Source organism: Microbacterium lushaniae, from assembly GCF_008727775.1.
GTDB classification, from domain to species: Bacteria; Actinomycetota; Actinomycetes; order Actinomycetales; family Microbacteriaceae; genus Microbacterium; species Microbacterium lushaniae.
The window spans coordinates 2117653-2134670 of sequence record NZ_CP044232.1 but is presented as its reverse complement, the minus strand read 5'-3'; the positions used below and the strand labels follow the sequence as shown (position 1 = coordinate 2134670).

Here is a 17018-nt window from a genome sequence, read left to right as displayed (position 1 = left end):
ATAATGAAGCATGGACGCGACGGCGCTGAGTCCTGAGGAGGCTCGGGAGCTCGCCGCCCTGCGCCGCCGGGCGTACGGACCCCACCCCGACATCGCCGCCGATGCCGCTGCGGTGGCCCGGCTGGCCGCCCTCGAGGCGGCGCTGCATCCGGTCGCCGGTTCCGCGTCGCCCCCGCGAACCGACAGCGTCGTCGCGCAGGCGCCGGATGCTGCGTTGCCGGTCGCGCCCGCCCGCGGCGTGTGGCCCGACGAAGAGCCCCGGGCTGTCATCCCGCCCCTCGGCCCACGGGAGGGCCGCATCCCGCCGTGGCGGCGGGCGCGTGCCGCCGCATCCACGGCGATCGGATGGTTCGCCCGACGACGCGCGGTCACGGTCGCACTCGCGTTCGTCGTCGTGGTCGCCATCGCGTGGGGCGGGGCGCAGCTGGCGGCCCCGCAGTCGGACCGGAGCCTGGGTCGGATCCCCGCCGGCGTCGACGGCGAGCGTCTGGCGCGTCAGGGCTTCCTGGACGCCGCCGGTGTCACGGTGGCGGAGGTGCAGCGCTTCGAAGCGTACGAGTCCCTCCAGGTGTGGGTCGTCCTCGCCGACACGGGTGACCGGTGCCTGGTCATCGACGCCGACCGGTACGGCGTGCTGGGATTCAACTGCACGCCGGCGGGCCTTGACCCCGTCATCGACCTGCGGGTGTGGCGGGGGATGCGCGAACAGGTCTTCGGCGATCTCCCGCCCGACAGCTTCCTGCGGTTCGAGCACATCGGATCGCGCGTGCACGTGTGGGTGCGCGCGCCGCTGGACGCCCCCTGACGCAGGCCGGCGACGGACGTCGTCAGATGTCTGCGCTGTCGCCGGGCTCGAGCTCGAGGAATTCGCCGCCGCCCTGTTCGGTCGCCCAGGTCAGGCGCGCGCGGCCCATCCCGCGCCCGGCCACCGACAGCGTCATGTCGTGCGTGCCGAAGGCGCGGCGAGGCGCCACGGCCAGGACGAAGTCCATCGCCTCGCCGATCTTCAGCCACGGGGCGCCGATCGGGGCGGCCAGCAGCTGAATATCGGCGCCCTTGGGAACCGCGTAGGAGTCACCGGGGTAGTAGAAGACGCGGTTGACCAGCACGCCGACGTTGTCGACCACGGGGATCGACTCGTGGATCAGCGCGTGACGTCCGCCGAAGAACTCCAGGTGGAAGGGGCCGAGTTCGACGCGATCTCCCGGAGCCACCACGGTGATGTCATAGCCGGCGGCCGCCCCGGCGACACCGGCCGGCGCGAAGATGGGCACGCCGCCGGTCGCCTTGAGGATGCGGTCCAGATGCTCGGGCGTCCAGTGGTCGGGATGCTCGTGCGTGAGGACGATCCCGATCACGTTCCCGAGGTCGGTGAGGGGCGTCGTGTAGACGCCAGGGTCGATGATCAGCTGCTTGCCCGATACCTCGACCCGCAGCGCCGCGTGCTCGTACTTGGTCACTCGCATACCAGCGAGTCAACCGTGCCGGCCTGTCCACGGCAACCGCGACACCCTCGGGGCGCGCCGATTTGGTCGGGCCGTTCCGGGCGTGGCATAATCGAACGGTTGCCTGACGGCCCCATCGTATAGCGGCCTAGTACGCCGCCCTCTCACGGCGGTAACGCGGGTTCGAATCCCGCTGGGGTCACCAACACGGAAAAGCGCTCGTCCGAACGGACGGGCGCTTTTCCGTTTCCCGCGGCAACTGCGGTCACTGGCGCCCGGTTCGGCGCTCACTTATCGTGTCGTCACGGAGCCGGAACAGCGAGAAGGCGGTGCGACGTGTGCCGATGGCTGGCCTACTCGGGCGAAGCACTCCGGCCGTCGACCGTCGTCCTCGATTCACAGCACTCGCTCGTCGCGCAGTCGCTCCGGTCCTCCCTCGGTGCCGAAACCGTCAACGGTGACGGGTTCGGATTCGGCTGGTACCCCGACGACGGCAGCGAGCCGGCGTTGTTCCACAGCACGGAGCCCGCCTGGAACGACCGGAATCTGCGCGAGCTCACCCGCAGCATCCGCAGTTCCCTGTTCTTCAGCCATGTGCGGGCGGCCACGTCGGCACCGGTGCAGCAGACGAACTGCCATCCGTTCCGCTACGAGAACTGGATGTTCATGCACAACGGCTCCATCGCCCAGTTCCACAAGGTCAAGCGCGACCTGACCTTCGCCGTCGATCCGTCGTTGTACCCGCACATCCTCGGCACCACCGACTCGGAGGTGCTGTTCCACCTCGCCCTCACGTTCGGTCTGCAGGACGACCCCGTCGCCGGGCTGGGCGCGGCCATCCGCCATGTGGAGGAGGTCGGACGCGGTCACGGCCTGCGATTCCCGATGCAGAGCACTGTCGCCGTCTCCGACGGTTCCACGGTATGGGCGTTCCGGTACTCGTCGGAGGGGCGGAGCCGGACGCTGTTCCACTCCGCCGACGTCCCCACGCTGCAGGCGATGTACCCCGACGCCGAGCGCCTCAAGCTGTTCGGCCCACGCGCCCGGCTCCTCGTGTCCGAGCCGCTCAACGACCTGCCCGGGGCTTTCATCGAAGTGCCCGAGTCGACGGTGGCCATCGTCGATTCGTCGGGGTACCACCACCGGCCCTTCCTCCCCGTCGCATAAGCGGGCGACCGACGCGGCATAGCGGTCCCCGGCGGCGCCTGCAACCGTCACCGTGGTCGCCTCCGGCGGAGAGAAAATGAGATATGCCCTCCAATCCCTACGCCTCCCGGCCGTGGCTCGACGCGTACGCCGAAGGCGTGCCCGCCGACATCGCCGAGCCCTCGCAGACCCTGACCGACATGATCGACGCGAGCGTGGCCCGGTTCGGGCGCCGGCCCGCGCTGGAGTTCTTCGGCGCGGTGACGACCTACCGGAGCCTGGGCGAGCAGATCGCCCGGGCGGCGGAGGGCATGCGGCGCCTCGGCGTTCGCAAGGGTGACCGGGTCGCCCTCGTCCTGCCGAACTGTCCCCAGCATGTGGTGGCCTTCTTCGCCGCGCTGCGTCTGGGGGCCATCGTGGTCGAGCACAACCCGCTGTACACCGCGCGCGAGCTCCGGCACCAGTTCGAAGATCACGGCGCGCGCTTCGCGGTCGTGTGGGACAAGTGCGTCGACACCGTCGCCGGTTTCCCGCCCGACCTCGCCGTGGAGCACCTGGTCAGTGTCGACATGACCGAGGCTCTCCCGCTCGCCAAACGCGCCGCGCTGCGCCTGCCGATCCGCAAGGCCAGGGAGTCGCGCGAGCGCCTGACCACGACCCCGCGGACCAAGCACCGGATCGCGTGGAAGAAGCTCCTCGACCACCGGCCGCTGCCGCGCCGCGTCCCGCGCCCCGCGCTGGATGACACCGCACTCCTGCAGTACACCAGCGGCACGACCGGATCGCCCAAGGGCGCCATGCTCACGCACGCGAATCTGCGCGCCAACGCGATGCAGGGGCGGGCATGGGTTCCCGGCCTCGTCGACGGTGAGGAGACCTTCTACGCGGTGCTCCCGCTCTTCCACGCCTACGGCATGACCCTGTGCCTGAGCTTCGCGATGAGTATGGGCGCCCGGCTCGTGCTGTTCCCCACGTTCGATCTCGACCTCGTCACGCAGGCCTCTCGCACGAGCCCGCCGACGTTCCTGCCCGCCGTGCCGCCGATCTACGACCGCCTCGCCCGGGCTGCATCCCGCGGCACGATCGACCTCTCGACGGTGCGGTTCGCCATCTCCGGCGCCATGAGTCTCCCCGTCGCGACCGTGGAGCGGTGGGAGGAGGCCACCGGAGGGATCCTGGTCGAGGGGTACGGGATGACGGAGAGCTCCCCGGTGGCCGTCGGCAATCCGATGGGCCGGACTCGGCGCCCAGGGACCGTGGGCGTGCCGTTCCCCAGCACCGAGATCCGTGTGGTCGATCCGGACGACCCGACGGTCGACCGTCCGCTCGGCGAGACCGGGGAGCTGCTTCTGCGCGGCCCGCAGGTCTTCCAGGGCTACTGGCAGCGGCCCGAAGAGACCGCCGCCACGCTTCTGGCCGACGGCTGGCTGCGCACGGGCGACATCGCATCCGTCTCGCCCGACGGCTTCGTCACGATCGTCGACCGGATCAAGGAGCTGATCATCACGGGCGGCTTCAACGTCTCACCCACGGAGGTCGAGGACGCTCTGCAGGCGCACCCGGATGTGGCCGAGGCCGCCGTGGTCGCACTCCCGCGCCGCGACGGCGGCGAAGACGTGGCGGCAGCGGTGGTCCTGCGGCCCGGCGCCGAGTTCGATGTGGAGGGGCTGCGGGACTACTGCCGCACGCACCTGGCCACCTACAAGGTGCCGCGTCGTTTCGTCGTCGTGGACGAACTGCCGCGCTCGCTCATCGGCAAGGTGCTGCGGCGCGAGGTGCGGGAGAAGCTCCTGGCCGGACGCTGACGGGTCACAGGTAGTCGTTGGCCGCGACCATCCCGATCGGCGTATGCGCGATCTCGCGCCACATCAGCGCGACGCCCGCGTCGAGCGACTCGGCTTGGCGCGAGCGCGCCAGCACGCGCTCGGCCAGCCGGGCGTAGTCGTCGCATCCGTCGGTGAGGACAGCGGTCACGATGACCGAGCGCCCGCCCGCCTGCTCGAGCCGGGTGTGGATGCGGCGGGCCGCCGTGTCGCACTCGCGCCGCACCTCCTCGGCATCCAGCGCGATCCGGTGGACGAGGACGATGAGGTGCTCCAGACGCGGCAGGCGCCGGCACAGCTCCTCGCCGAGGTCGCCGAGCAGGCGCAGCTGCACACGCAGCTCCGCCCGCGTGTGCGCCGCCGTCGCGTCCACTCCCACCACCGCGCCGGAGTGCCCTCCGCACACCTCGGCGACGTCGGCGAAGCTCTCCGCCTCGGGGTGGGCCCGCAGCTCGCGCAGACACGGCAGCGGGTCGCCGAGGACGGCGACGCGTGGGTCCGGTCGCGGCGCGCTAGGCGTTCTCGGCACGGTTCTGGCAATCGATGCAGGTCGCGGCGGAGGGGAGCACTTCCAGGCGGGCGGGCAGGATCGCGCCGTCGCAGCGGATGCAGCGCCCGTAGGTCCCGGCGGCCAGCCGCTCCAGAGCGCCGGTGATCTGCTCGACGGCGCGGCGGGCGCCGGCCAGCGACGCCCAGGCGGCGGGGTCGATGTGAGGGGCGGCGTGGGGAGCGAGTTCGCGGATCTTCTCCTCACGCTCGGCCAGCTGGCTCTCGAGGGTGCGACGGATCGCGGTCAGGTCGAGGTCGGCGTCGGGCAGGGCCGAGGTGGCGTCTTCAGTGCGCATGGTTCTCTTCTCGTTCGGTCGGCGGGTGCGCCGAGGGCGCGGTGGCGGATCGTTCCGCACCGCAGATACGAAAGGCGCGCCGCATGTGCGACGCGCCGAAGCCGGATGAGCCGGAGAGAGGCTCAGGGCGGCGGGGCGCGGTGCGAGGTGCGGAAGAGCAGAACACCTCCGGTGGCGCTCATCCGCGGCGGCAGGATCCCCGCTCGGCCGCTGGACAGCCGCGTCCCGGGCACCGCGAAGCCGCCGCGCGAAGCGGGGGCCGTGGTGCCGATGCAGGAGGAACGGGGCATGGCCTCACCATAGCCCGGAACCAGGAAAAGGCAAGTCGCGCCGTATTTCCTCGACGACGGCGCCCCGACGCGGCCTGTGATGCGGAGCACCGGCGTGTGCGAGGACAATGGCCTCGTGAGCTTCGAGCCTCGCGGCGACGCGCCGGCCGGCGGCGATCCCGCCTGCTGGCTGGCCGCCACGTGCCCCCACTGCGGCGCCGTCGTGGAGCGCGCCGGCTGCTGGCGCTGCGGAGCGCCCCGCGAGGAGGAGAACGGACGTGGCGCAATCATTCACGGGCATGCTCGGTATCGAGCATCCGATCGTGCTGGGGCCATTCGGCGGCCTGTCGTCGGTGGAACTCGTGGCCGTCGTGAGCGAGGCGGGCGGTCTGGGCTCCTACGGCTTGTACGGATACTCGGCGGATCGCATCGCCGACACCGCGCGCGCCATCCGCGCGGCCACCGACCGCCCCTTCGCCCTCAACGTATGGTTGCCGCTGGAGACCGACCCCGGCGCCCCGGCCGCCGGCTTCGACCGTGCCGCCCGGGCCGTGGCGCCCCTGTACGCCGCCGTCGGCGCGGCCGTTCCCACCGCGGTACCCGATGCCCTGCTGCCCCCGGTCCAGGAGCAGTGGGATGCCGTCGTGGAGGCAGCGCCCGCTGCCGTCAGCTGTGTCTACGGCGTGCCGACGGCCGACATGGTCTCCCGCGCCCACGCCCGCGGTATCGCGGTGGTGGGGACCGCGACGACGGTCGCCGAGGCCGTCGCTCTGGAAGGCGGGGGAGTGGATGCGGTGGTGGCCACCGGGTTCGAAGCCGCCGGGCACCGCGTGTCGTTCCTGCGCGGAGCCGAGCAGTCGCTCGTCGGCTCGATGGCACTGGTGCCCCAGGTCGTGGACGCGGTCGCGGTGCCGGTGATCGCCGCGGGCGGCATCGCGGATCGTCGCGGTGTGGCCGCGGCATCCGCCCTCGGCGCCGCCGGGGTGCAGGTGGGCACGGCGTTCCTGAGCACGCGTCAGTCCGCCGCATCCGAGTCGCACCGCCGCAGCATCCGGTCGGCCTCCGCCGATGGGACGGTGCTCACGCGGGCGATGAGCGGGCGCCTGGCGCGGGGGATCCCCAATCACGCGGTCGAGGAGATCGAGGCGGCCGGGGCGATCGCCCCGTTCCCGCTGCAGAACTGGCTCACCGGCGGCTTCCGGGCCGCGGCCGCACAGCAGGATCGTGGCGACCTGCTGTCGCTGTGGGCGGGGCAGGCGGCGCCACTCGCCCGCGAGGACGACGCCCGCCGGGTCTTCGACGAACTGCTGGCGGGAGTGCCGGCCCGCAGCTGAGGCCGGGTGCCGGTGGCGGCGGGAGGCCGCCGAGTCGCGTAGCGTGGAAGGTCGAGTGGGAGGAGACGCCATGCGGGTTGTGCAGTCATCCGATTGGCGGGACGCGATCCCCTTCGACGTCCCGACCCCGGCGGCAGAAGCCGCACCCGGGGAGCTGACACGGTGCTTCGCGTGCGGTGCGAGCGGCGAGCCGCTCCCGCGTACCGAGCTGTGGGCGGTCAAGCATCGCCATCCCAACCACCATGCCGGATTCGTGCGCTTCTACTGCGCGGCGCACACGCCCGCCGCTCCCGCTCCCGCTGCTGCGCCCGCGCCGGCCGCACGCGCCGCCCGGGCTCCCCGAGCGGCGGCGCCGAAGGCTCCCCGCCGGGAGACGCCCGTGCGTCGCACGGTCGACACCGACACGGTCCGCGCGATGTGCCCGGACTGCTTCGTCGAGGTCTCCGCCACCGGCGAGTGCGGCATGTGCGGCCGCCAGGTCGTCTGACTCGTCCAGAATTCAGGAAGATCGGGCCCGGCGACGGCCGTTCCGGGGTCCGGGTCGGCGTGTCTCCTGAGTTTTGAACGGCGCGGCGGCGGCTCAGGAGGCCGGGGGAGCGTCGGGCGGGGAGCGGCGGGCACGGCGCGCGCGGCGGATGAGGCGGACGATGCCCCACACGACCGCCCCGGCCACCGCCGCCACGCCGAGCCACGGGAGCAGGAACCCGACGGCGATCACGATGCCGTTGACGGTGGCGACCAGCCCGTTCCATCCCGCCGCCACACCGTCGGCGAATCCGGCCGGATCGGCCTCCACCGGCGTCGAACGCGGCGTGAGCTGCACCGTGAGGGTGGAGAGGTCCACCTGGCCCTCGAGCCACGCGAGCTGCTGACGGTCGGACTCCAGCGCCGCCTGCCGCTCGGCGAGGGCGGTCTCGGCGGCGATCAGATCCGCCACGTCGGCAGCCTGGGCCAGCAGTTCCGTGAGGCGGGCGACGGATGCTTCGCCCGCGGCCACGCGCGCACGCAGATCGATCGCCTGATCGGTGACGTCCTCCCGCGACACCGTGGAGGAGGTGACCTCGCCCACGTCCGCGAGTGCGGCGATGGCCGCATCCAGGTCGTCGTCGGGGACGCGCACCCTGATCCAGCCCGCGCCCGAGACCGGCCCGGGAACCGGCTCGATGAGCACCTGATCCGCGCCGAAGGGGACGCTCTCGACCGGGGTGTCGCCGGGGATCGCGTCGGCGGCGTTGATGCTGAGCGATTCGACGTACCCGCCGCGCGCCTGCGCGTCTTCCGCGATCCGCTGCGCCGCGTCCGCGACGTCGTCGACCACGATCGTCGCGGATGCGGTGGAGATCACCGCTCGCGGGCTCTGGGCGGCGGCCTCGGCCTGCGCCGGCTCCCGGTCCGCTCCCGCTTCCGGGACGACGGCAGCACCGGAGTCGGTCGCGGGCGCCACGGCGTAACTGTCTCCCCCGCCCGGCAGCGACGACAGGACGCCGGGGGCGATCACCGCCGCGACCACGACGATGGCGGCCGCGGCCGCCCCGACCGACCACCCGAGGGTGCGCCGTCGCTGCTGCCGGCGACGGTCGTCGGCGATGCGTGCGAACACGTCGCGCTCGATGGCCGTGAGGCGCTCGTCGCTGAGTTCGGGCAGCGCCGAAGGGCCGATGTGCGTGTTCATGAGTTCTCCGTCTCGGTCACGGCACCGCGCACGCGTGTGCGGATGCGGGAGAGACGATTGCGCACGACGCCGTGGGCCACGCCGAGCGCTTCGGCGGCGGCCTGATAGGCATAGCCCTCGGCGGCGCACAGCCGGAAGATCTCGCGGTCCAGGTCGCTGAGGCCTTCGACTTCGCGCAGGATCGCGGCCACCGTCACACCGTCGATCACCTGCTTCTCGACGTCGACGGCGTCGGGGATGCTGTCATCCAGCTCGGTCGACCGGTTCCGGTCACGCCGACGGGCGCGCAGTCGGTTCGCCGCCTGCAGCCGGCAGATCGTCGCCAGCCACGGCAGGAGCGACGCGCCCTGCAGCTGCAGGCGAGGGATCTTCTGCCACGCCAGGACGAAGGTCTCCTGCGTGACGTCCTCCGCGTCGGGGGCGTTCTCGAGCAGGCGATGCGCGATCCAGTACACCGGTCGCGCGTACGCCCGGTACAGCGCCCGGAAGGCGAACTCCGATCCGCCCGCGGCCTGCGCCACCAGCGTCGCGTCGTCCACCTGCTCGTGCGTCATGTCGTCCCGTCCCCGGTGGCGCCCCCGCGCCGCCGGCTCATTGTCTCTCAATGAGAGAGTGTCCGGCGGGCGGTAATCGTCTTGTATCGGGGTTCGGCGTACTGTCCTCGCGGTAGACTCGTCGCCGCGAGAGGGAGTATCCCGACAGTGCGCATCCGTCATCACGGGCCCCTCCCCGGGCCCCGGGTACGCGCCGCGACACGCGTCGCGGGGAGAGACTTTCGGCGTCCACCGACCCCTCATTCCCCGAAAGGCCCCGATGGATCTGGAACTGCCGCTCTGGTTCGAGATCGGTTCGCTCGTCGTGCTGACCCTCATCCTGCTGGCCGACCTGCTGCTGATCCTCAAGCGGCCGCACATCCCGTCGACCCGCGAGTCGACGCTGTGGGTGGTGTTCTACGTCACGCTGGCGCTCATCTTCGCCGGTCTCATGTGGGTCTTCGCGGGGGGCGAGTACGCCGGGCAGTTCATCGCCGGCTGGCTGACGGAGTACAGCCTCTCGATCGACAACCTCTTCGTGTTCGTGCTGATCATGTCGCAGTTCTCGGTGCCCCGCCGCTATCAGCAGGAAGTCCTGATGGTGGGCATCATCATCGCCCTGGTCCTGCGCGGCGCGTTCATCCTCGTCGGCGCCGCGATCATCGAGAACTTCAGCCCGATCTTCTACCTCTTCGGCGCGTTCCTCGTCTACACCGCGATCCGGCAGGCGTTCCCCGGCGGCGACCACGACGACGACGCCAAACGCGAGGGCTTCGTCGTCCGCCAGCTGCGCCGCATGATCGACATCAGCGACGAGTACGACGGATCCAAGATCCGCACGGTCGTGGGCGGCAAGAAGATGTGGACGCCCATGATCATCGTGTTCGTGGCGATCGGTGTGACCGACCTGCTCTTCGCGATCGACTCCATCCCCGCCATCTTCGGCATCACCCAGAGCGCCTTCATCGTCTTCACCGCGAACATCTTCGCGCTGATGGGGCTGCGCCAGCTCTACTTCCTGCTCGGCGACCTCCTGGACCGCCTGCGCTACCTGCACTACGGGATCGCGTTCATCCTGGCCTTCATCGGCGTCAAGCTCGTCTTCCACGCCATGCACGTGAACGAGCTGCCGTTCATCAACGGGGGCGAGCACATCGAGTGGGCGCCGGAGATCTCCACGATGGCGTCCCTGGTCGTGATCGTGGCGGCCATGGCCGTGGCCACGATCGCGAGCCTCCTCGCCTCGGCGCGCGACCGGCGGACGGCGGCGACGGCGACCGCCGCAGCGTCCCGCGTGGCCGATGAGAAGGGCACACCGCCCACGGTCTAGCGCTCCTCCACCGAGCGCGGCGAGGGCTGAGTCGCGCGGCGGGAACGACGCTGCGGCGACGCCGCCGCGGCGTCGTCGGGCGCGGCTGACCCGGTGGTATCGTGGGCGCGTGCGGATCGCTCGCCTTCTCCTTAGCGGCCGCGACGAGACCTCGTAACAGGCCTCTCTCGTCGCGGAGTTCGTCGCGGGCTTGATCCCCATTCCGAGGAGAACGGCAGAATCCAATGAGTACGGCGCACCCCGAAATCACGTCCATCCCCGACCGTCCCCGCACTCTGGCCGAGAAGGTCTGGGACGACCACCTCGTCGTCAAAGGCGAGAACGGCGAGCCCGACCTGATCTACATCGACCTGCATCTGGTCCACGAGGTCACGAGTCCTCAGGCCTTCGATGGCCTGCGGGCCGAGGGACGCCCCGTGCGGCGGCTGGACCTCACCATCGCCACGGAAGACCACAACACCCCCACCCTCGACATCGACAAGCCGATCGCCGACCTCACAAGCCGCACCCAGATCGAGACACTGCGCCGGAACGCGGCGGAGTTCGGCGTGCGCCTGCACTCCCTCGGCGACGCCGAGCAGGGCATCGTCCACGTCGTCGGGCCGCAGCTGGGCCTGACGATGCCCGGCATCACGGTCGTGTGCGGCGATTCGCACACCTCGACGCACGGCGCGTTCGGGGCCATGGCGTTCGGCATCGGCACGAGCGAGGTCGAGCACGTCCTGGCGACGCAGACCCTGCCGCTCAAGCCCTTCAAGACGATGGCCATCACCGTCGAGGGCGACCTCCAGCCGGGCGTGACCGCGAAAGACATCATCCTCGCCGTGATCGCCAAGATCGGCACCAACGGCGGTCAGGGGTACGTGCTGGAGTACCGCGGCAGCGCCATCCGCGCCCTCTCGATGGAGGGGCGCATGACGATCTGCAACATGTCGATCGAAGCCGGTGCCCGCGCCGGGATGGTCGCCCCCGACGAGACGACCTTCGCCTACCTCCAGGGGCGGCCGCACGCGCCGACGGGGCAGGACTGGGAGGACGCCGTCGCGTACTGGCGGACGCTCCCCAGCGACGAGGGCGCCGTCTACGACGCCGAGGTGTTCCTGGATGCCGCGGAGCTGGAGCCGTTCGTGACGTGGGGGACCAACCCCGGTCAGGGCGTTTCCCTGAGCGACGTCGTCCCCGACCCGGCCGCGATGACCGACCCCGCCGAGAAGGTCGCCGCCGAGCGGGCCCTGCAGTACATGGATCTGACCCCCGGCACGCCGATGAAGGACGTGCCGGTGGATGCGGTGTTCATGGGTTCGTGCACGAACAGCCGTATCGAAGACCTCCGCGCCTTCGCCTCGATCGTCCGCGGGCGCACCAAGGCCGAGGGTGTGCGCGTCATGGTCGTTCCCGGGTCGGCGCGCGTGCGCCTGGAGGCCGAAGCCGAGGGCCTGGACAAGGTCTTCGAAGAGTTCGGCGCGGAATGGCGCTTCGCCGGGTGCTCGATGTGCCTGGGCATGAACCCCGACCAGCTCGCCCCCGGTGAGCGGTGCGCCTCGACCTCGAATCGCAACTTCGAGGGCCGCCAGGGCAAGGGCGGCCGCACCCACCTGGTCTCGCCGCTGGTGGCCGCCGCGACCGCCGTGCGCGGGACGCTGTCGAGCCCCGCCGACCTGGCACCGCTGCACGAGACCGCGACGATCGGGGCGGAGGCCTGACATGGAGAAGTTCGTCACCCACACCGGTGTCGTCGCACCGCTGAAGCGATCCGCCGTCGACACCGACCAGATCATCCCCGCCGTCTACCTCAAGCGCGTCACCAAGACCGGCTTCGAAGACGCGCTGTTCGCCAACTGGCGCCAGGACCCCGACTTCCTCCTGAACCAGCCGGCGTTCTCGGCCGCGTCGATCCTGGTCGCCGGAGCCGACTTCGGCACGGGTTCCAGCCGCGAGCACGCCGTGTGGGCGCTGCGCGATTACGGCTTCCGCGTCGTCCTCAGCCCCAAGTTCGCCGACATCTTCCGCGGCAATGCGGGCAAGCAGGGCCTCGTCACGGGCGTGATCACCGAGGCCGACCTGGAGCGGATCTGGGCGGCCGTCGACGCCGAGCCGGGGGTGCAGATGACGGTGGATCTCGACAAGCGGGAAGCGGAGATCGGCGATCTCCGGATCGCGTTCGACATCGACGATTACACTAGGTGGCGGCTCCTCGAAGGGCTCGACGACATCGGGCTCACCCTGCGGAACGAACACAAGATCGCGCAGTTCGAGGCACGCCGCGAGGGATGGCGGCCACGGACGCTCCCCGTCCGGTAGCCACGTCAGACCCCACCAGGGTCGGCGCCATCCCCTCGTCAACACCAAGTGAGGTCCCTGCATGAGAGCACTCGTCCCCGACGCCGGTCCCGCCTACTCCGGGCCCGCCGGCGAATCCGGTGAGGTCCTCTCCATCCGCGGGGGCCGCCCGCTGCGTGGAGACGTCGAGGTCAAGGGCGCGAAGAACCTCGTCACCAAGGCGATGGTGGCCGCCCTCCTCGGCGAGACGCCCAGCGTCCTGCGCGACGTGCCGGACATCAGCGACGTGCAGATCGTCCGCTCCCTCCTCGAGGTGCACGGTGTGCGCGTCGAGGACGGCGAGGGCGGCTCGATCCACCTCGATCCCAGCGGCGCCGCGACGGCGCACTTCGAGGAGATCGACGCGTACGCGGGGGCATCCCGCATCCCGATCCTCTTCTGCGGACCGCTGCTGCACCTCCTCGGCGAGGCCCTCATCCCCGACCTCGGCGGCTGCCGGATCGGTGACCGTCCGATCAACTTCCACATGGATGCGCTGCGCGCGTTCGGCGCGGTCGTGGACAAGAGCTACGAGGGCATCCGCATCACGGCGCCCGACGGCCTGCACGGCGCGAAGATCGAACTGCCCTACCCGAGTGTGGGTGCCACCGAGCAGGTGCTGCTGACGGCGGTCAAGGCCAAGGGCGTCACCGAGCTGCGCAACGCGGCCATCGAGCCGGAGATCATGGATCTGATCGCCGTGCTGCAGAAGATGGGCGCCATCATCTCCTACGAGCCGAACCGCGTGATCCTCATCGAGGGCGTCGACTCGCTCCGTGGCTATGACCACCGCGCGATCTTCGACCGCAACGAGGCCGCGTCGTGGGCGTGCGCGGCCCTTGCCACCGACGGCGAGATCTTCGTCCGCGGGGCCAAGCAGCAGGAGATGCTCACGTTCCTGAACGTGTTCCGCAAGGCGGGCGGTTGGTTCGACGTGCAGGAGGACGGCATCCGGTTCCGCCGCGACGGCGCCCTCAAGCCCGTGATGGTCGAAACCGACGTTCACCCGGGGTTCATGACCGACTGGCAGCAGCCCCTCATCGTGGCCCTCACGCAGGCGGAGGGCACCTCCGTCGTCCATGAGACGGTGTACGAGAACCGCCTGGGATTCACCGCTGCGCTCGTGCAGATGGGCGCCGACATCGTCGTGCACCCGCAGGGGATCGACAGCCCCGACCGTCGCGTGCCCCGACGTTCGCTCGAGCAGGCGGCCGTGATCAACGGCCCGACCCCGCTGCACGCCGCGGATGTCGTGGTCCCCGACCTGCGCGGCGGCTACAGCTACGTGATCGCCGCACTCGCGGCCGAGGGGGAGTCGGTGGTCCGCAACATCGGCATCATCCGCCGCGGATACGAGAAGTTCCTCGCCAAGCTCGACGCGGTGGGCGCCGACTTCGACGTCATCGGATGACCGTGGCCCGTCACCGTCGCGTGTCGCGCGAGAAGTCACGGCCGAGCGTCTTCTGGCTGCTGGGGGCCGTGGTCGAGCCCGCGGTGAGCGTGCTCGCCAAGATCGAGATCTCCGGCCGGGAGCACCTGCCTGCGGAGGGCCCGTTCATCCTGGCGGCCAATCACATCTCCGAGTTCGACCCGTGCGTGGTGGCCGTCGCCGTGTGGCGACTGGGCCGGGCGCCGAGCTTCTTCACGAAGGAGAGTCTGTTCCGCATCCCGGTGCTGGGCGCAGCCCTGCGCGCGACGGGGATGGTGCCGGTCGCACGGGCGTCGTCGGGGGTCTCGGCCCGCGAGACGATCCGCAATGCCGAGAAGCTCGTCGCGCACGGGCGCGGCGTCGTCGTCTATCCCGAGGGCTCGCTGACGCGTGATCCCGACCTGTGGCCGATGCGGGGCAAGACCGGCGCGGTGCGCCTGGCCCTCGCGGGAAACCTGCCCATCATCCCGGTTGCGCACTGGGGCGTGCAGGAGATCATGCCCCGGTACGGCAAGCTCCGGCTGTGGCCCCCGCGCCGCCCCGTGCGCGTCGTGTTCGGACCCCCGGTGGACCTCTCCGCATACCGGGAGGGCAGCACGCAGCCGGCGGTGCTCTTGCAGGCGACGTCGGTCGTGATGGACCGCATCACCGATCTGCTCTCGCAGCTGCGCGGCATCCCCGCTCCCCCGAGCGCTGGGATCCCGCGGTGCACGGGCAGAAGGAGACGGGTCGTCTTGAGTCGTAGGCAGGAGGTCCCGCTGCCGCGCGTCGCGGTGCTCGGTGCGGGAAGCTGGGGAACGACGTTCGGCAAGGTGCTCGCCGACGGCGGCGCGCACGTGACCATGTGGTCGCGCCGGCCCGAGCAGGCGGAGGAGATCCGCCAGGCCCACCGCAACACGCAGTATCTGCCGGGCATCAACCTGCCTCGGCAGATGACGGCGACATCCCACCTCGCCGACGCCCTCGAAGGCGCCGACCAGATCTACCTGTCCGTGCCCAGCCAGGCGCTGCGGGAGAACCTCGCGGCCGTGCGCCCGCTCGTGGCGGCCTCGGATGCTCCGATCGTCTCGCTCATGAAGGGCGTGGAGAAGGCGACGGGGATGCGGATGAGCCAGGTGATCGAGGAGGGTCTGCAGTGCGACCCGGCGCGCATCGCCGTCGCCTCCGGGCCGAACCTCGCCCTGGAGATCGCCCGCGAGCAGCCCACGGCCGCGGTGATCTCCTCTACCAGTCAGGCCACCGCCGAAGCCGTGGCGCTGCGGGCCCGCAACCGGTACTTCCGCACCTTCGTGAACACCGATGTCATCGGCACGGAGTTCGGCGGCGTGCTGAAGAACCTCATCGCCGTCGCGATCGGCATCGTCGACGGCGTCGGGTACGGCGAGAACACCAAGGCGTCGATCATCACGCGTGGCCTGGTCGAGATGACGGATTTCGCCGTGGCGCAGGGCGCGCATCCCGAGACGCTGCAGGGGCTCGCGGGTCTGGGCGACCTCATCGCGACGTGCCAGTCGCCGCTCAGCCGCAACAACACCGCCGGAAGGCTGCTGGGGCAGGGGGTGACGCTGCCCGATGTCATCAAGCAGATGCAGCAGACCGCCGAAGGGCTCGCCTCGGTCGCCCCCGTGCTGCAGCTGGCCCGTGAAGTGGGGGTGGAGATGCCCATCGTCGAGCAGGTGAAGATGGTGCTGGACGGCACGATGGACCCTCGCGACATCGCCCCGCACCTCACCACCGACGACGACAAGCCCACGGGCGAAAGGACGCAGAATGGACAAGCCGGTGGTCGTGGTGCTCTTTGGCGGTCGATCCAGCGAGCACTCGATCAGTTCCGCGACGGCGGGCGGCGTCCTTCGGGCGATTGATCGTGACCGTTACCGTGTGATCCCGGTGGGGATCACACGCGAGGGCGCCTTCGTGCTGGAAGACGACGACCCCGACAAGTTCGCGCTGGAGGGTGCGACGCTCCCCGAGGTGGCCGACAACGGCACCCGCATCCGCTGGCCCGAGTCCACGGCGACGCGGGAGCTGACGGTGCTGGATGAGTCGGGGGAGCGCTCGCTCGGCGACATCGACGTGGTGCTGCCGATCCTGCACGGCCGCTTCGGTGAGGACGGCACCGTGCAGGGCATGCTCGAACTGGTCGGCCTGCCCTACGCCGGTGCGGGCGTGCTGATGTCGGCGCTGGGCATGGACAAGCATGTGACCAAGAGCGTCCTTCGATCCGCCGGCGTCCCCGTGGTCCCGTGGGTCGCGGTGAGGCGGGCGGATCTCGTCCGCGACCGCGAGGAGGCCGAGCGCCGGATCGCCGCCCTCGGGCTGCCGGTGTTCGTCAAGCCGAACCGGTCGGGTTCGTCCGTCGGGGTGACGAAGGTCTCCGCGTGGGAGGAGCTGGAGCCGGCGCTGGAGGTCGCGTTCGCGGAGGACTCGGTCGTGCTCGTGGAGCAGGCCGTGATCGGGCGCGAGCTGGAGTGCGGGGTGCTGCCCGGACGCGACGGCGCGCCGACGCGCGTGAGCGTCGCCGGTGAGATCGTCGTCAGCGGCCGCGACTTCTACGACTTCGAGGCCAAGTATCTCGGCGCCCCCGGCATCGACCTGGTGTGCCCGGCCGAGCTTCGCGACGGAGAGCTGGCCGAGATGAAGCGGATCGCCGCGCGCGCCTTCGAGGCGTTGGGCGGGGAGGGGCTGGCCCGCGTGGACTTCTTCTTCACGGGCACGGAGTTCTTCGTCAACGAAGTGAACACGATGCCCGGGTTCACACCCATCTCGATGTTCCCGCGATGCTGGATCGCTTCGGGGATGACCTACCCGGAGCTGCTGACCGAGCTCATCGAGGACGGCCTCTCGCGCGCCTGATCCGTCGCGGCGCCGAC

General features: G+C 70.8%; 17 protein-coding genes, 1 tRNA gene and 1 pseudogene. 13 read left to right on the top strand and 6 right to left on the bottom strand.

The features are described 5' to 3' along the window. Positions 1–10 precede the first annotated feature (10 nt). Positions 11–805: a hypothetical protein gene (locus tag F6J85_RS10175; RefSeq protein WP_150924882.1), complete on the top strand. Its 795-nt coding sequence runs from the start codon at positions 11–13 to the stop codon at positions 803–805. 22 nt (positions 806–827) lie between these two features. Here F6J85_RS10175 and F6J85_RS10170 read toward each other — a convergent pair whose 3' ends face one another. Further along, positions 828–1466: an MBL fold metallo-hydrolase gene (locus F6J85_RS10170; RefSeq protein ID WP_150924881.1), complete on the bottom strand. Its 639-nt coding sequence runs from the start codon at positions 1464–1466 to the stop codon at positions 828–830. Positions 1467–1574: 108 nt separating this feature from the next. Here F6J85_RS10170 and F6J85_RS10165 point away from each other — a divergent pair. From F6J85_RS10165 to F6J85_RS10155, 3 genes are all read left to right on the top strand, one after another. Then, a tRNA-Glu gene (locus F6J85_RS10165) sits at positions 1575–1650 on the top strand. Positions 1651–1781: 131 nt separating this feature from the next. Beyond that, positions 1782–2612: a class II glutamine amidotransferase gene (locus F6J85_RS10160; protein WP_150924880.1), complete on the top strand. Its 831-nt coding sequence runs from the start codon at positions 1782–1784 to the stop codon at positions 2610–2612. Positions 2613–2695: 83 nt separating this feature from the next. Beyond that, positions 2696–4396, top strand: a complete 1701-nt coding sequence (locus tag F6J85_RS10155; protein ID WP_150924879.1) for a long-chain-fatty-acid--CoA ligase — start codon at positions 2696–2698, stop codon at positions 4394–4396. A 4-nt stretch (positions 4397–4400) separates the two neighbouring features. Here the strand turns inward: F6J85_RS10155 and F6J85_RS10150 are convergent, their stop codons facing one another. The 3 genes from F6J85_RS10150 to F6J85_RS17690 all read right to left on the bottom strand — a co-directional run bounded on the left by F6J85_RS10150 (position 4401) and on the right by F6J85_RS17690 (position 5549). Further along, entirely contained in the window at positions 4401–4943 is a 543-nt protein-coding gene (locus tag F6J85_RS10150; RefSeq protein ID WP_150924878.1) for a hypothetical protein, read from the bottom strand. Further along, entirely contained in the window at positions 4927–5259 is a 333-nt protein-coding gene (locus F6J85_RS10145) for a TraR/DksA family transcriptional regulator (RefSeq protein ID WP_150924877.1), read from the bottom strand. Before F6J85_RS10145 ends, F6J85_RS10150 begins: the two co-directional genes overlap by 17 nt. Positions 5260–5381: 122 nt before the next feature. Next, positions 5382–5549 (bottom strand): hypothetical protein, encoded by a 168-nt coding sequence (locus F6J85_RS17690; RefSeq protein WP_191906576.1) that lies wholly within the window; start codon positions 5547–5549, stop codon positions 5382–5384. A 257-nt stretch (positions 5550–5806) separates the two neighbouring features. Between F6J85_RS17690 and F6J85_RS10140 the strand changes: the two genes are divergently transcribed. Next, complete coding sequence (locus tag F6J85_RS10140; RefSeq protein WP_420846072.1) at positions 5807–6862, top strand: NAD(P)H-dependent flavin oxidoreductase; 1056 nt, start codon at positions 5807–5809, stop codon at positions 6860–6862. A gap of 70 nt (positions 6863–6932) precedes the next feature. After that, complete coding sequence (locus F6J85_RS10135) at positions 6933–7349, top strand: glucose-6-phosphate dehydrogenase (protein ID WP_150924876.1); 417 nt, start codon at positions 6933–6935, stop codon at positions 7347–7349. A 93-nt stretch (positions 7350–7442) separates the two neighbouring features. Here F6J85_RS10135 and F6J85_RS10130 read toward each other — a convergent pair whose 3' ends face one another. Beyond that, the gene (locus F6J85_RS10130) at positions 7443–8534 is read right to left on the bottom strand and encodes a DUF4349 domain-containing protein (RefSeq protein WP_150924875.1); all 1092 of its coding nucleotides are present in this window, start codon (positions 8532–8534) and stop codon (positions 7443–7445) included. Beyond that, positions 8531–9088, bottom strand: a complete 558-nt coding sequence (locus tag F6J85_RS10125) for an RNA polymerase sigma factor (protein ID WP_150924874.1) — start codon at positions 9086–9088, stop codon at positions 8531–8533. The genes F6J85_RS10130 and F6J85_RS10125 overlap by 4 nt, the downstream gene beginning before the upstream one ends. Positions 9089–9347: 259 nt before the next feature. Here F6J85_RS10125 and F6J85_RS10120 point away from each other — a divergent pair, with 259 nt between their 5' ends. From F6J85_RS10120 to F6J85_RS10095, 7 genes and pseudogenes are all read left to right on the top strand, one after another. Further along, positions 9348–10397 (top strand): TerC/Alx family metal homeostasis membrane protein, encoded by a 1050-nt coding sequence (locus tag F6J85_RS10120; RefSeq protein WP_191906575.1) that lies wholly within the window; start codon positions 9348–9350, stop codon positions 10395–10397. 224 nt (positions 10398–10621) lie between these two features. Beyond that, positions 10622–12100 carry a 3-isopropylmalate dehydratase large subunit gene (leuC, locus tag F6J85_RS10115; protein ID WP_150924873.1) on the top strand — a complete coding sequence of 493 codons (1479 nt, stop codon included), beginning with the start codon at positions 10622–10624 and terminating at the stop codon, positions 12098–12100. Between the two features lies 1 nt (position 12101). Further along, positions 12102–12698 (top strand): 3-isopropylmalate dehydratase small subunit, encoded by a 597-nt coding sequence (gene leuD, locus F6J85_RS10110; protein WP_150924872.1) that lies wholly within the window; start codon positions 12102–12104, stop codon positions 12696–12698. Positions 12699–12759: 61 nt separating this feature from the next. Continuing rightward, positions 12760–14127: a UDP-N-acetylglucosamine 1-carboxyvinyltransferase gene (murA, locus tag F6J85_RS10105; protein WP_150924871.1), complete on the top strand. Its 1368-nt coding sequence runs from the start codon at positions 12760–12762 to the stop codon at positions 14125–14127. Continuing rightward, positions 14124–14564 (top strand): annotated as a pseudogene (locus F6J85_RS17995) (lysophospholipid acyltransferase family protein); the annotation flags it as partial. The gene murA and the pseudogene F6J85_RS17995, both read left to right, overlap by 4 nt. A 354-nt stretch (positions 14565–14918) precedes the next feature. Then, positions 14919–16010: an NAD(P)H-dependent glycerol-3-phosphate dehydrogenase gene (locus tag F6J85_RS17990; protein WP_420846145.1), complete on the top strand. Its 1092-nt coding sequence runs from the start codon at positions 14919–14921 to the stop codon at positions 16008–16010. Then, on the top strand, positions 15916–17001 hold the full coding sequence (locus F6J85_RS10095; RefSeq protein WP_150924869.1) for a D-alanine--D-alanine ligase family protein: 1086 nt from the start codon (positions 15916–15918) through the stop codon (positions 16999–17001). The genes F6J85_RS17990 and F6J85_RS10095 overlap by 95 nt, the downstream gene beginning before the upstream one ends. The last annotated feature ends 17 nt before the right edge of the window (positions 17002–17018 follow it).

What these genes read in the sequence shown, in the direction of transcription:
- F6J85_RS10175 (WP_150924882.1), top strand. Translation starts at nt 11, where the DNA reads ATGGACGCGACGGCGCTGAGTCCTGAGGAGGCTCGGGAGCTCGCCGCC.
- F6J85_RS10170 (WP_150924881.1), bottom strand. Translation starts at nt 1,466, where the DNA reads ATGCGAGTGACCAAGTACGAGCACGCGGCGCTGCGGGTCGAGGTATCG.
- F6J85_RS10155 (WP_150924879.1), top strand. Translation starts at nt 2,696, where the DNA reads ATGCCCTCCAATCCCTACGCCTCCCGGCCGTGGCTCGACGCGTACGCC.
- F6J85_RS10145 (WP_150924877.1), bottom strand. Translation starts at nt 5,259, where the DNA reads ATGCGCACTGAAGACGCCACCTCGGCCCTGCCCGACGCCGACCTCGAC.
- F6J85_RS17690 (WP_191906576.1), bottom strand. Translation starts at nt 5,549, where the DNA reads ATGCCCCGTTCCTCCTGCATCGGCACCACGGCCCCCGCTTCGCGCGGC.
- F6J85_RS10135 (WP_150924876.1), top strand. Translation starts at nt 6,933, where the DNA reads ATGCGGGTTGTGCAGTCATCCGATTGGCGGGACGCGATCCCCTTCGAC.
- F6J85_RS10130 (WP_150924875.1), bottom strand. Translation starts at nt 8,534, where the DNA reads ATGAACACGCACATCGGCCCTTCGGCGCTGCCCGAACTCAGCGACGAG.
- F6J85_RS10125 (WP_150924874.1), bottom strand. Translation starts at nt 9,088, where the DNA reads ATGACGCACGAGCAGGTGGACGACGCGACGCTGGTGGCGCAGGCCGCG.
- F6J85_RS10120 (WP_191906575.1), top strand. Translation starts at nt 9,348, where the DNA reads ATGGATCTGGAACTGCCGCTCTGGTTCGAGATCGGTTCGCTCGTCGTG.
- leuC (WP_150924873.1), top strand. Translation starts at nt 10,622, where the DNA reads ATGAGTACGGCGCACCCCGAAATCACGTCCATCCCCGACCGTCCCCGC.
- leuD (WP_150924872.1), top strand. Translation starts at nt 12,102, where the DNA reads ATGGAGAAGTTCGTCACCCACACCGGTGTCGTCGCACCGCTGAAGCGA.
- murA (WP_150924871.1), top strand. Translation starts at nt 12,760, where the DNA reads ATGAGAGCACTCGTCCCCGACGCCGGTCCCGCCTACTCCGGGCCCGCC.
- F6J85_RS10095 (WP_150924869.1), top strand. Translation starts at nt 15,916, where the DNA reads ATGGACAAGCCGGTGGTCGTGGTGCTCTTTGGCGGTCGATCCAGCGAG.